The 13,526-nt window shown below is 41.6% G+C and carries 15 protein-coding genes; 4 read left to right on the top strand and 11 right to left on the bottom strand.

Annotation, left to right across the window (positions count from 1 at the left end; all coding sequences use genetic code 11):
- Window positions 1–459: 459 nt before the first annotated feature.
- From B3209_RS01300 to B3209_RS01270, 7 genes are all read right to left on the bottom strand, one after another.
- A complete protein-coding gene (locus B3209_RS01300; RefSeq protein WP_296689582.1) occupies window positions 460–1,413 on the bottom strand; it encodes a formylglycine-generating enzyme family protein in 954 nt (317 codons plus the stop codon).
- 337 nt (window positions 1,414–1,750) lie between these two features.
- Window positions 1,751–2,962 (bottom strand): ATP-binding protein, encoded by a 1,212-nt coding sequence (locus tag B3209_RS01295; RefSeq protein WP_296689579.1) that lies wholly within the window; start codon window positions 2,960–2,962, stop codon window positions 1,751–1,753.
- A gap of 147 nt (window positions 2,963–3,109) precedes the next feature.
- On the bottom strand, window positions 3,110–3,382 hold the full coding sequence (locus B3209_RS01290) for a hypothetical protein (RefSeq protein ID WP_296664000.1): 273 nt from the start codon (window positions 3,380–3,382) through the stop codon (window positions 3,110–3,112).
- Between the two features lie 370 nt (window positions 3,383–3,752).
- A complete protein-coding gene (locus tag B3209_RS01285; protein WP_296664874.1) occupies window positions 3,753–3,992 on the bottom strand; it encodes a hypothetical protein in 240 nt (79 codons plus the stop codon).
- Window positions 3,964–4,386: a hypothetical protein gene (locus tag B3209_RS01280; RefSeq protein WP_296664872.1), complete on the bottom strand. Its 423-nt coding sequence runs from the start codon at window positions 4,384–4,386 to the stop codon at window positions 3,964–3,966. The genes B3209_RS01285 and B3209_RS01280 overlap by 29 nt, the downstream gene beginning before the upstream one ends.
- Window positions 4,383–4,778 carry an NlpC/P60 family protein gene (locus tag B3209_RS01275; RefSeq protein ID WP_296664869.1) on the bottom strand — a complete coding sequence of 132 codons (396 nt, stop codon included), beginning with the start codon at window positions 4,776–4,778 and terminating at the stop codon, window positions 4,383–4,385. The genes B3209_RS01280 and B3209_RS01275 overlap by 4 nt, the downstream gene beginning before the upstream one ends.
- Window positions 4,775–5,011: a hypothetical protein gene (locus B3209_RS01270; protein ID WP_296664867.1), complete on the bottom strand. Its 237-nt coding sequence runs from the start codon at window positions 5,009–5,011 to the stop codon at window positions 4,775–4,777. Before B3209_RS01270 ends, B3209_RS01275 begins: the two co-directional genes overlap by 4 nt.
- A gap of 258 nt (window positions 5,012–5,269) precedes the next feature.
- On the opposite strand from B3209_RS01270, the gene B3209_RS01265 reads away from it, so the two are divergent.
- The 3 genes from B3209_RS01265 (at window position 5,270) to B3209_RS01255 (ending at window position 8,297) form a co-directional block, all read left to right on the top strand.
- Entirely contained in the window at window positions 5,270–5,971 is a 702-nt protein-coding gene (locus B3209_RS01265; protein ID WP_296664864.1) for a DNA-binding domain-containing protein, read from the top strand.
- Between the two features lie 436 nt (window positions 5,972–6,407).
- Window positions 6,408–7,640 (top strand): ATP-binding protein, encoded by a 1,233-nt coding sequence (locus B3209_RS01260; protein WP_296689576.1) that lies wholly within the window; start codon window positions 6,408–6,410, stop codon window positions 7,638–7,640.
- A gap of 63 nt (window positions 7,641–7,703) precedes the next feature.
- A complete protein-coding gene (locus tag B3209_RS01255; RefSeq protein WP_296689575.1) occupies window positions 7,704–8,297 on the top strand; it encodes a hypothetical protein in 594 nt (197 codons plus the stop codon).
- Here B3209_RS01255 and B3209_RS01250 read toward each other — a convergent pair.
- Window positions 8,285–8,530 (bottom strand): hypothetical protein, encoded by a 246-nt coding sequence (locus tag B3209_RS01250; protein WP_296663120.1) that lies wholly within the window; start codon window positions 8,528–8,530, stop codon window positions 8,285–8,287. The genes B3209_RS01255 and B3209_RS01250 overlap by 13 nt on opposite strands.
- A gap of 30 nt (window positions 8,531–8,560) precedes the next feature.
- Between B3209_RS01250 and B3209_RS01245 the strand changes: the two genes are divergently transcribed.
- Window positions 8,561–8,707 (top strand): hypothetical protein, encoded by a 147-nt coding sequence (locus B3209_RS01245; protein ID WP_296689573.1) that lies wholly within the window; start codon window positions 8,561–8,563, stop codon window positions 8,705–8,707.
- On the opposite strand, the gene purF is transcribed toward B3209_RS01245, so the two are convergent.
- The 3 genes from purF to B3209_RS01230 form a co-directional block, all read right to left on the bottom strand.
- Window positions 8,704–10,191, bottom strand: coding sequence for an amidophosphoribosyltransferase (purF, locus tag B3209_RS01240; RefSeq protein WP_296663123.1), 1,488 nt, complete (start codon window positions 10,189–10,191; stop codon window positions 8,704–8,706). The genes B3209_RS01245 and purF overlap by 4 nt on opposite strands.
- A gap of 108 nt (window positions 10,192–10,299) precedes the next feature.
- The gene (purE, locus tag B3209_RS01235) at window positions 10,300–10,800 is read right to left on the bottom strand and encodes a 5-(carboxyamino)imidazole ribonucleotide mutase (protein WP_296663127.1); all 501 of its coding nucleotides are present in this window, start codon (window positions 10,798–10,800) and stop codon (window positions 10,300–10,302) included.
- A 47-nt stretch (window positions 10,801–10,847) separates the two neighbouring features.
- Window positions 10,848–13,523: a tetratricopeptide repeat protein gene (locus tag B3209_RS01230; RefSeq protein WP_296689571.1), complete on the bottom strand. Its 2,676-nt coding sequence runs from the start codon at window positions 13,521–13,523 to the stop codon at window positions 10,848–10,850.
- Window positions 13,524–13,526: the final 3 nt, after the last annotated feature.

Genomic DNA, 13,526 nt, shown 5'->3' with positions numbered 1-13,526 from the left:
CCGATAAATTCAATCAGGCTGCAAGTGTAAAACAGCGCGTTGTCATTCTTCATCGGTAACCTCGATGAAATAGAATTTTATTACTCATGGAATTATTTTAACATGATTGGCAATATATTTAAAGCAAAGGCTGTGTTCTTGTACTCCTGCCCTTTTGCGCTACAGAACTCTTGCAGCATAAACGGCGGTTTTTCGCTCAAGGGATTTTTTTAGGGTTGAACGTCCGTGCATAAAGTCGTTTTCAATCTGGCTCAGTTTGGACTTCATACGGCTGCGCGTGGTTTTTAGCACTCCGATTTTTTCTGAGGAAATGTTCCAGCCTAGCCACTTCGCCCGCTGCCGCGGCTCCGCTTGCAAGGCCTGCGCCTTCTTTCTGCACCCATATAGGGTTACTGCGCGGATTCGCACTTCCGCGCAGGCGGAAGCTGTAAAATAATTTCCTTGCAGAACTAGCCAACGCTAGTTGGCGTTGCGAACAAGGCGGAAGCCATAGCAGCCGTAGCTGCCGCTCGGGTTGTAGTAGCTCCGGCAGGCAACCTGAGCGAGGTCGGCGCCGTAGTTCCAAGAACCACCGCGCTGACAGCGGATAGAGCCCGACGCCGGGCCTGTACTTACCGTGCCACTTGATATGCTACCATACCAGTCCCAGCACCATTCCCATACGTTTCCGCTCATGTCGTAAAGTCCATAGCCGTTTGCCTTTTTGGTCTTTACATCCCTTGTTCCTGTATTGCTCGTATTGGTTGTATACCAAGCCACCTCATCTATATCGTCGCTTCCAGCATAGGTGTAGTTTTCACCGCCGCGCGCAGCCCATTCCCACTCTGCCTCTGTCGGCAGGCGGTAGCCGTCTGCTGTAAAGTCGCACGTCGCGGCATTCCATGTGCTGTTGTTCGATGTCGGAACACTTCCCCATTTGCTTGGGTCTGTTTCTCCGCCGATTGCATAGCAAGGTGTAAAGCCTTCTTTCATAGAAAGCTTGTTGCAGTATACAAGCGCGGCATACCAGCTGATGCAATTTACAGGGTTGTTTTTTACATCATCGCCTGTAAGCTCGTTTCCGTCCTTGTCGTAAGCGTTGGCAGTGCTTGGGTCGCTTCCCATGAGAGCCTTGTATTCTCCGCATGTTACCTCATGATCGCTCATGTAGAACGAGGCGATTTCAAGCTTGCGTCCGCTTACAAATACGTCTGATGCCGGAGTCCAAGTTTCTGTTCCGGCAATCGAAGCGGCAGGGATTTTTACAAAGTTTTCCGCAAACGGCTCGATGCTGCCGGAAGAAGAACCGCCGGTAGTGCCGCTCTCTGAGCCGCCGCCGAAAGTGTCGCTGTCGCTATCGCCATTGCTGCAGCCAAAAAATGCAAGTCCCATCGTCATTGCCGCAAGCACGGCAAACATTCTAGATTTTTTCATATCTTTCTCCCTAAAAAAATTTTTTAAACAAAAAAAGACCGCTGCACTGCCGGCGCACAAATTTTTGCACGCCGCAATACAACGGTCTTCGTTTTATTTTTTATATAACCGCCTGAAGACAGTATTTCTATTCTGAATTCTGAGTTCTGAGTTCTGAGTTCTGAGTTCTGAGTTCTGACAAGATTGTGTTTCTCCCTTTTCTATTTGTCAAGCAGTAGTTACTGTTTTATTGTAGAATATTTCTGCCATGCTGTCAAAATCTTTCTTATTGACAAGTAAAGATTTACACATTTTATGAGCGTTAAAAGCTAAAGCTATCACATTTTATGTTTTAGTTTTAATACAAGAACCCAAACAGCCACAATGGAATTTTAGAACCGCTGCCAGCTTCAATTCCGTCCGCTGCGACAAAGGCATTTTTCAGACTCTTTATTTGCTCTCCTGTTTTGCTTTTTCCGCCACATTCAATTGTATATTTGCCGTTTACAAAGAAATCACTTGTATCTGAAAATTCTACTGTCTGATTATAAGAAAGCTGGTTAATCAAAAAAGTTTCCCTCGCATTTCCTTTATCCACATTTTCTCCCTGATATAAATACATCAAGTTTGTATTTTCAAGAAAAATTTTATCAGGTTTTTGAAGCGAACTTACCCCTTTTAAATCCTTAAATAAAGAATCAATCAATTTTGCATCCGTAAGACTTTTTAAGTATGAAAGCAGTGTGGCCCGGTTCAACTCCATAGCACCGGAGAGCTTTGACACATTCAGCATAAATGGCGAACTTTCAGCAATTATCGCCAGAAGCTTCTTAATCTTGGGAACATAGGCTATTTCTATTTTTCTCAAAAGCGGAAGCTCCACATCCAAAATCATATTTACGGTTTCCTCTAGCTTCATGTAGTAAGAATCCAATCCTTCCATGAAAAAAGGATAATATCCGGTCTTTAGATATTCATCAAAATATTCAAACGGTTTTACTTTTCCGCAAATATCAAAAGCATGTCTTGAATGATTCTGCAAAATTTCTTCTAAAGACAATTCCTGAAAGTCATTTCCTGTTTTTATATTTAAAAACTCCCTGAAGGAAAGTCCCTGCATATTGTACATCGCAGGACGGCGGCTTAAATCCGCACGCGCATCAAGAATTTGAAGAAGAGATGAGCCTGTAAAAACAACCTGCAGCTCAGGATAATCATCATAAATATTTTTTATGTACACAGGCCAGTCTTCATATCTATGGACTTCATCTAAATAAAGAATTTTTCCGCCGTTTTTTGAGAAAGAATCAGCAAGATCAAGCAATGAGTTTTTTGCAAACCAGATATTATCAAGGCTTACAAAGAGAGCTTTTCCTGAAGATACTAAATCCATATAGTTATTTTTTAGATGCTGAAGAAGCAGTGTTGTCTTTCCGCAGCCTCTGGCGCCTTTAATTCCAATCAGCCGGGAATTCCAGTTAATTTTATTATCAATTGACCGCACAAAAGATTCTTTTGTATTCCTGATTCTTTTTGCTGATACTTCACTCAGGGTTGTATAATCTATCATATATCAATATTATACATCATAAAATTAAATTGTATAGTCCAATAAACAAAAATTAGTAAAAATTGTATATCAAAGTAAACAATTTCAAAATTGTCAGCCGTGTAGACAGTTTTTGCCTTGTCGTTCACCGTTGTTTCTCTTAAAAACTCAATCTCCCCCAATCAGCCAATCCAATGCGTTCATTCTGGCTATTCCGTTGTAGTCGCCCGGCGGGTCATCGTCCAGCGTCAGAATCAGCTTTATAAATTCTTCCGCGACGCTGTCTATCACCTCGCAGTGCAGAACATCTGAATGAGTATATATTCTTTTTACAACATTCTTTCCCAATGCGTTTACGATATATGCCCTTTTTTGCTTTTGTCTGCGCCCGATAAATTCAATCAGGCTGCAAGTGTAAAACAGCGCGTTGTCATTCTTCATCGGTAACCTCGTATGAATCTATGAATTTTAAGCATTCTAAAGATTTTGCGGTGTTGAAACTTATTTGATGCGTAGGATATTTAGCCCAAACTTCGAGTTTTATGATTTTATGTCATTATCGGGCTTGACCCGATAATCTATTGAAAATTTCCAACAGATTCCCGTGTCACAGCACGGGAATGACACTTAAATTACTGTTCTTATCAAAACTCGAAATTCAGGATATTTGAATTCCACATTCATAGAATACAGGATTCATCACAAAATTCCAATAAAAATTATCACAAAAATCACATTTTTCCTATAGATTATATAGTCAAGCCGGATACTGGCAAGATACCCCCCCCCGGCAAGGCCAGGGGACTCTCTGCTAGTTTCTAAGCCTGTACATAACGCCTCCTGTAAATGCGGCTCCTAGAATAACTGCAAGCTCGCAAAGGGCTGTTTTTCTCCAGAATGAGCGGCTTTTAAAAATGCGCCTGCTTTCTTTTTCAAACTGCGCCTTAAGTCCCTCCCGCTGCAAAAACAAGGCTTCATCAACCGTTTCTTCAAGAATTCTTTCAAGCTCAGCTGCAAGGCTTTCATTGCCCAAAGCCTGATTCAGCGGCAAGTCCTGCGTTTTTAACTGCGCTTCTAATCCTGCTTTTTCCGTTGGAAACAACTTTTCTGCACTCGCCTGAAAAACTGCGTTTAGCACTAGAACCACGGCGCATACCTTTTGCATTATACGTGAATGTCTCATTATCTTTACCTCCTACATCCATAGATGAATCCATAGCGGCATAGCTTCCCAAAGCTTTTGGCAGAACCGCCCCGCAAAGAGATGAAATCACAACAGAAGCCCAGACCGCATCCCCTATATATCCAAGCCTAAGAAGCACTGTCGCAATTAAAACCGCAAATCCCTTGTACCCTGCAAGTTTTCCTGCAAGAAGAAGCAGCCTTTTAAATACATTCTGAAAAAGCTCTGCATAAGAAAAATCAATGCTTTCAATCTTTGTCATACAGCAAGCCCCCTTTTTACCATCTTCAAGTGAGAATACATTGACTTTATTTCTATTTCGCTTCGCAATGCGCCGCATTTATTTTCTTCCAGCCTGGAAACATTTACATAGCAAGATCCGCACCAGCCTGCCACATGAACCGCCCTGTCCTGCGCATCAAGAAAGAACGCCGCATACAAAAAATTTGCGCCGCAAAAGCTTTTTACATCTTCTGTAAAAAATCTTCTATATAATTCATCTGCTGTAACGCGAAGGTTTATTCCAAGAGAACGGCTTACTGCATCGCATACAGAGCCAGAACAGTCGCTTCCACTTGGAGAAGAACCGCCCCACACATAAGGCGCACCCTCAAATTTTCTTAGTTCCTCAAAGTACTTTTGCTGAATCCTCATGCCGCGCCTCCCAAGAATGTCTTCAACACAGCGAATCCGGCAGAAGCAAGGGCAATCGCTCCTGTACCAATAGAAACAATCTGGCAAACTCTTGCTGTTTTTTCAGCGGAAGATTTTTTAAGGCTTGTTTCCAGAGCCCCCAGACGCTCAAGAGTTCTGTTCTTGAACTCGCACATTTCTCCACGCATAGAGCAGAACTCGCCGTAGAGCTTTGTAAGCAACTCATTTTCCATAGCCGCCTCCTTGTAAAAATATTAGCTTGCGCAGTTAATGCGAAAGTCTTTTCCAAGAAGATAAAGCCAAATCCTAAGCCAAAATTGATAACATTTACGCTCATAAAACAGCACGTAAATGTTATCAATTCAAGGGCTTTGCTGCGCTGTATATTGTACACAACGAACGGCAGATAAAACCTCCGCGTTGCGGACTTCTGCCTCAAAAAACAAAAGACCGGGCAAGCAAGGCGCCTGCAAGCCCGGCAGGAGAAAATTATGTTAAAGATTTCATTAAGAGAGAACAAGACAGCCAATGCAAAGTCCCCTTATCATTTCTATTCGGAAAACTCCGGTTCTCTCACATTTGACGAGCTCATCAATGAGATGGCAAAAAACAACACAACTATAACAAAAGCCGACATTACAGGAGCACTGAATGTGTACAAGGATGTTGTTCTGCGTTATCTGCAGCTTGGCTACAAAGTGCACTGCCCGTTTGGACAGCTTTATATCTGCGCAAAGGGAACTGCAAATGACAAGCTGGCTTCTTTTGAGCCGCATAATTTTGGCAACGACCATGACTTGAACGTAAGGCTCACCGTGGACAGTTCCATAGCAAAGGCAGTGCTTGCAAGCACAAAAACAGAGCGTGTGTCAGGAAGATACAAGATGATTCCGTCAATAGAAGAAATCCAGAACGTAAATGGAATTGCATTAAAAGAAGCAAAGCCAGGAAACGTAATCAGGATAATCGGCGAGTACCTCAAGTTTGACGAAAATGACAGCGAGCAAGGAATTTTCCTTACAAAGGGAGATGTTTCAATAAGGCTTGAAAACTACATCTGGAACAAAAACAAGCGGATTGACGCAATGCTTCCGGCAGACATTGAAAGCGGCTCATACAAGGTCAGCATAAGGGCAAAGCCAAACACAATCCTGTACAATGGCAGCTTTATTAAAGAAATTACAATAAGCTAAAAGAGACTCTGAAAAGAAGTCTCTGCGGCATGTCTAAACGGCATGCCGTTTTTTTTGTTTATTGTAATAAACTTAAGACCAAAGGAATACTTTCTAAGACCTGAAGAGATACTTTCTAAGAGGTTAAGGAATACTTCCTAAGACCTGAAGAGATACTTCCTAAGAGCCTTAGGAATACTTACTTAGGGCTTTAGGAATATTCACTCAGGGTCTTAGGAATACTTACTTAAGGCTTTAGGAATACTCTCTTTAGAAATTCTAACATAAACAAATATTCTCATCTTAAAAGCCATTATATTAACAAATGATATGTAAAAAGCTTAATGCCCCTACACCTACAAAAAGAGCACTAATCTTGCCTTTTTTTCTTTTCCGTGGGATAATCCAAAGTGACAGTTTGGATTATCCCACGAAAAACTTAATTTTGGAAGAAAATATGGCTTTTATAGAGCGTCATGCAGAAAAAACAATAGAACGGATGTCTCAGTCGTTTCCGACTGTGCTTGTTACAGGCGCAAGACAGACCGGAAAGACCACGCTTTTGAAAAACGTAACTGACAAAAAATCTGTTGGCTATCTTACTTTTGATGACCCGACGGAAGAGCAGTCCGCAAAAAACGATCCGCAGTCGTTTATTGATTTTCATCCAAGCCCTTTTTTGTTTGATGAGGTTCAGTATGTTCCAGAGCTGTTTCGGTATCTAAAAATCGAAATTGACAAGAACCGGCACAACGGAATGTATTATCTTACAGGAAGCCAGCAGTTCAGGCTTATGGAAAAAGCGACAGAGAGCCTTTCTGGAAGAATCGGAATCGTGCAGCTTTATCCGCTTTCCGCACGCGAAAAACGAGGCGACAGCTTTGACCAGCCATTTATTCCGTCAAAAGACTATATTTTGCAGAGAAACAGCGCATTTTCTGGAAAGGAACTTTCTGCTTCGGATATATGGAATTCAATTTTTACAGGCGGCTATCCGGAAGTTGCAAACGGAAATGTCTCGCCGAACGATTTTTACTCAAACTATCTGAAAACTTACATTGAGCGTGATATTCGGAGCTTGACGCAGGTTGCAGACGAGATGCAGTTTCTCCAGTTTATTGCGGTTGTTGCATCAAGAACTGCCCAGCTTGTTAATTACGGAGACATTGCAAGTGAAGTTGGGATAAGCGAGGTTACGGCGAAAAAATGGCTTTCGCTTCTTGTAACTTCCGAGCTTGTTTACTTGCTTCCGCCGTTTTCGGTGAATGTTGAAAAGCGCGTTGTAAAAACTCCCAAGCTTTATTTTGTCGATACAGGACTTGCCGCCTACCTTACAAAATGGACGGATTCAGAAGTGCTCCGCTTTGGCGCAATGTCGGGGGCGTTTTTTGAAACATACATTGTCGGTGAAGTGCTTAAATCATTCTGCAATGATGGAATTGAGCCGCCGCTTTATTTTTACAGGGACAAGGATAAAATCGAAATCGACCTGATTATTTTTTTGAACAATACGATTTATCCGGTTGAAATAAAAAAGACCGCCACGCCAAAACTAGATGACGCAAAGAATTTTTTTATCACAGGCAGAATCAAGAATGTGGAGGTTGCGCCTCCGTGCATTGTCTGCAGCTGCGGAAAGCCGGTTTCTGTAGCAAAAGGCGTGATGGCGATTCCGGCGGAGTATGTGTAAACACTCCGATAATAATATATGAGCAAATTATATATTGTTAATTTTTCAAGGTCGGAGTATGCAATGCATATTCCTATGTTTAGGGTTCTTTGTCCGTCTTATGCTTCTGAGTATCTTGCAAGCTATGAAATTCAAGGCAAGGAAATTAAGGAAAATGACCACGTGCTTATTGGGTGTGCCGCGGACGAAAGAAAAGCTCTTGAAGCTCTTCTTATTCTAAGACAGAAAAAACTTCATATAACGCTGTATTCAGAAAGACCTCCAACCGCACTTTTTTTATGCATTGTCCGCAAGTTAGATAGCATTTCGCTTCTTTTCTGCCCGGAAAGCATGGAAGACATTGCCCACTGTGCAGAGTTTTACACAAAAGGAAAAAGATTTGTATCAAAGGCGGCCCAACGAAAAAATGAAACCAATCTTTTGGGAAGATTCGTCAACATGGAATCTCTAAGTGAAACAAACAGGCTGCTTGTTTTTGGAATTGCGGAAGGCTTGTCTTTAAAAGAAATGCAGTCGCTAACAGGACGCAAAGAAAGGTACATACAGACTTGCCTTCATAGGCTTAAAGAAAGATTCAATGTGCTTGAAAAGCGGGAGCTTTTTAGCGCGCTTTTAAAATGGCTTTCTCTGGACGTCCAAGAGTTTCAGGCAGGATAAACAACAGACGCTAAGAATTTTTCTTTTTGTTTCCAAGCCGGAACAAGCACCTTTGTGTTCTTCAAGGCTTTTTTATACAAAACAGGCAGAAGGCTTGAGAACACTTCCACTTTGTGAGTTCTGGACTTGGATTTTACAGTAAGAAGACAGCCGAGCTCTTTTTCTTCATTAAGAATCGGCTCGGCATCTTTTTCAAGTATTCCCAAAAGCATAATGTTTTCTTTTGATTCCATACATTATATATATGCTTTTTTTTACAAAAAATGACTGTTACAGAGTTAGTCTTCTGCGCCACGACACAGGAATCTCTGACAAAATATCAGATTTTCGGGTCAAGCCCGAAAATGACAGGACACGATGTCATTCCCGCACTTGATACGGGAATCATTACAGAAGATTCAGGCCTTTAGTCAGAAATTTTTTTTCCGCTAAGCTCGCCTGGAACAGAAATCGGATATTCGCCGGTAAAGCAGCCTTTGCAGAATCCGTACTGCTCTGGATTGCATTCACGGCAGGCATCCAGCATTCCTTCCGCGCTAATAAACGCCAAGCTGTCTGCTCCTATTTCCTTGCAGATTTCTTCTTCGTTGTGGATGCTTGAAATCAGCTCGCCTCTAGTCGGTGTGTTGATTCCGAAGTAACAAGGAAATTTTACAGGCGGACTTGAAATTCTAAAGTGAACTTCTTTTGCACCGGCGCGCCTTAAAATCTGTACAAGGCGGCGGCTTGTTGTTCCGCGCACAATTGAGTCATCAATTACAACAACTCTTTTTCCGTCCACAACAGACTTCACTGCATTGAGCTTTACAAAAACCATGTTCTCGCGCTCACGCTGTGTCGGCGCAATAAAAGTGCGTCCTATATATTTGTTTTTTATAATTCCGCTTGCATAAGGAATTCCGGCTTCTTTTGCATATCCTTGGGCGGCTCCAATTCCAGAGTCAGGAACTCCAATAACGACATCAGCAGGAACTCCGCTTTCACGTGCAAGGCAGGCACCCATTTTTTCGCGGGCTTCTGTAACAGGAATTCCGTCGATTATGCTGTCCGGGCGCGCAAAGTAAACGTATTCAAAAACGCAAGTCCGCTTGGAAGTACGCTCTCCAAATTCAAATGAAAGAACTCCGTCTTCGTTTATTATTACAATTTCTCCAGGCTGAATGTCGCGCACATAAGTTGCGTTCACAGAATCAATTGCGCAAGTTTCGCTTGCAAGAATCCAGCCGTTTTCAACTTTTCCAAGGCACAGCGGACGGATTCCATTTGGGTCTCTTGCACCGATAAGACATTTTTCTGTTGAAACAACAAGCGCAAAAGAGCCTTTTATCATCTGGATTGTATCAGTCAGCGCGCGCTCAAGTCCTTTTTTGTAAGACTTTGCAATGAGCTTTAAAATAACTTCCGTGTCGCTTGTTGAAGAAAATGTGCTTCCTGAATCTTCAAGCATTTCACGAAGTTGCTCATAGTTTACAAGCTGTCCGTTGTGGGCAACTGCGACTGCTCCAAGCTTTGACTTTAAAAGAAGCGGCTGGGCATTTTCCAAAGTCGCGCTTCCAGCTGTGGCATAACGGACGTGCCCGCAGGCAATGTTTCCTTTTAAAGCTTCAAGGTTTTCAGGCTTAAAAACTTCCGCAGTTGTTCCCATTGCCTTGTGAATGGAAATATCTTCGCCGTTGCTTACCGCAATTCCAACGCTGTCCTGGCCGCGGTGCTGCAACGCATAAAGCGCATAATAAGCCTGAGTTGCGGCGTTAAAGTCGCTGGCAGAATAAGCCACATATTCTTTTTTTTCTGGTTCGCCCTGCTTAGGTGGATTTAAATAAATTCCGACAACACCGCATTCATCGCGCAGCTTGTCTTCCTCTTCTTCAACAAGAAATTCACAGCACTTCATTTTTTTTCCATTAGATATTTATATAGATTATCGGGTCAAGCCCGATAATGACACAGTCTTGTCAACTGGCAATAACACAATTCTGTTAATTGATAACGGCATCAGAAATTACAGTTCGATTCCCAAGCCGCCGTTTGACTCTGCATCAGCAGTCATCTTTGCGCGGAATTCTACAAGCTTGTTTTTTATTTCAGGATATTTTATTCCAAGGATTTCGAGCGCAAGGTAAGCGGCGTTTTTTGCATTTCCAATTCCGACAGTCGCAACAGGAATTTGCGGAGGCATCTGCACAATAGAAAGGAGAGAATCCATTCCTGCAAGTCCGTTTGATTTTCCAGGATTAATGCATTCAAGAGGAACACCGACAACAGGAAGAACTGTGCGGCTGGCGATAACACCCGGAAGAGCCGCGCTAAGTCCTGCTCCTGCAATAATTACATCGCAGCCTTCTTTTTCTACAGATGCGATAGTTTTTACAAGCAAATCTCCGGCTCTATGAGCGGAAATAACGTAAGCTTTGTATTCAACGCCAAATTCTTTTAGAACATCGGCGGCTTTTTTCATTGTATCCAAATCAGACTTGGAACCTAAAAAGATAGCAACTTTCATACTGTAAAATATCACAATGAATAAAAGAAATCAACACAGCCCGCATTCTATTCGCCGGAATACGGAAGCAGAATTTCTGACATCCTGTTTATTTCCGCAGAAAGCAAAGTTGAAATCTGCTCGTCCTGAATATAATTTACAAGCTCTTTTAAGCACAAAACAACTTTTAAGAGAAGCTTTATGCCGGTTTCGTTTTCATGCGTGGAAGGAACAAAGCCGGATTCTTTTCTTGCATTTTCCGCAGAAGCAAAAAGTCCTTTTTTTCCAGACAAGCGCGAAATTATATATTCAAGCTGAAGATTTGTTTTGCTTTCAAGGAAATTTTTTTTCTGTTGTTCAGGAAGATAACGGCACAACGCTTTTAGTTTTTTGAAAAGCTGCGTCTGGGAATTTTCTAATGATTTTTCATCGTTCTCTTTTTTTTCTTCTATATCATTTGCAGCGTTTTCATCGCTCAAAATTGAAGGCTCTATTTCTTTTTCTGCCTGTTCCGGCTCTACAGTTTTTTGAGGCTCATCGCTTTCCATAAAGAATTCTTGAGCCGCAAGGTCTTTTTCCTCTTTTGCAAAATCATCATCTTCAAAATCCAAGTTTTCGTCTTCAAACAAGTCTACAGAATTTTCTGTTGAACTATCAGCCTGTTCCGGCAAATCAAAAATATCATCTTCAGAAAAATCTTCATCTTCAATAAGTTCTTCCGGTTCTGAAATTTCTTCTTCTAGTTCCGGAGTTTCAGGCTCTGCTTTTTGCGGCGCAGGATTTTTTTCTTTCGGCATTTTATATTCACGCTTAGGAAGCTCTTTCTTTTCAATTTTTTCTTCAAGTGGAATTGAAGTTACAACAGGCTTTTCTTCTTTTAAATCAAAACTTTCTGTTTCAAAATCAGGTTCAAAAGAATTTTCTTTAGGCGCAGAAGATTTGTCGCCGGATGAAAATGGATTCTGCGCAAAAAAATCTTCTGCGCTAGTTTCATCTTCTTCAAGTCCGCCTGTTTCTTCATCCTGATATTCTTCTGGAACTAAATTGTCAAGGCTATGAGAATATTGCTCCTTGTCATTCTCTTCTAACTCAGCATCAAGTTTTCCGTTTGAAAAAACTTCTTCAACAGCGACTTCTTCATTTTGAAGATTTTCAAATTCAGGCTCCAGTTCATTTGCAGATTCTGGTTCAGTTTTTACTTCACTTGGAGCAGAAGGCTGCGTTTCAATTTCGCAAGAAGAAACTTCTTGAGCCTGTGTTTTTTCACCAAGTCCAATTTCAAAGTTTTCGTCAGCATCTCCAAATTCGTCTTCAATAGAAGAGCCTGCGTTTGCAAAAATATTTGTAGAGTCAAGAAGTCTTTTGTTTATTCGCTCAATGCCGTTTTTCCAGGCTTTGTTTTCAGAATCGAATTTTTCAATCTGCCTGTAAGTGGACATTGCCTGCGTAAGATTTCCTTGCGCTTCATAGTTTTTTGCAATGGAATGAAGAGCGTCTACATTTTCTGGATTTTGGGCAATATAGCGAAGATAAAATTCTTCCGCTTTTTTTAGCTCGCCTTTTTGTGAATACCGAATTCCGCCTTCACGGTAAAAATCAGAGTAACTAGGATTCAACATCTTTATCTTTTTAAAGCAGCCGGAAGCCTTGCGTTCCTCTCCAATGCAAATATAGTACTGGCCAAGCAAATTCAGCACATGAAGGTCATCTGGATTTTTTTCGTATGCGCACTGAATTTTTTTTCCTGCTTCTTCAATCCTGTCTGCGCTCAAAAGAATATGCGCATACTGGCAAAGCATAGACGAATCTTCAGGAGCAGCCGTTTCCATGCGGTCCATTATTTCAAGAGCGTCTTCGCTTCTTCCAGTTGACTCATAAGCAGATGCAAGTCCAGAAAGTGCCTTTAGAAATTCCGGGCGGATTTTTAAAGCCTCATTGTATTCAACTTCCGCATTGTCAAAGTCGCTTTGCTTTGTATAGACGTCTCCAAGTTTTGTGTGCATGGCGGCATCTTTTGGATTTAAATTCAAAGCGTGCCTTACAAGCTCTCCTGCATTGCGGGTCTTGTTCTTTTTCAAAAGCAAGTCGGCATAGTTTTCAATTGCTTCAAGCCAGCCCGGTTTTGTTTTTAATGCGGCTTCATACTCAGACTGGGCTTTTTCAAATTCGCCGAGAACGTCATAGCTTTTTGCAAGATTCAAATGAAGAATCGGATGGTTTAAATCAATTTTAAGTCCGCGTAAATAAGAAGATACAGCGTCCTTGTGCTGATTTTTCAGCGCGTAAATTGAACCTATATGGTTGAATGCAAGAACATCTTCTGGGTTTTCTTCGACAACTCTGTTAAAGCAATTAAGGGCATCGTCATATTTTCCCATTAGCTTAAATGTAAAGCCTAAGTTGTAAAAAGACTGAACATTTGATTCATCTGCAATAACTGCGCGCTCAAGAACTGAAATGGAATCATCGTATTTTTTAAGACGGCGGTAAATTCCTCCAAGCGAATTCAAAGCTTCAACATTTTTTGAATCAATGCGGATAATTTCATTAAAATAAGTAAGAGCTTTTTCATCATCGCCGCTTTTTACATAAAGATTTCCCAAGGAACTAAGAAGCTCAACATTCTGCGGATCGCTTTTTAAAAGTCCTTTGTAAATGCGGGCTGCCTGTTCAAAATCCCTGGAAAGAATCGCGGCGTTTGCCCTGTCCAAAATTCCATTGTTTCGCTTGCTCTCGTTATCCATAAC

This window comes from Treponema sp. UBA6852, assembly GCA_002449305.1.
Classification (GTDB): domain Bacteria; phylum Spirochaetota; class Spirochaetia; order Treponematales; family Treponemataceae; genus Treponema_D.
Note: the sequence above shows the minus strand (reverse complement) of the source record. Positions and strands in the feature narration are given on the sequence as shown.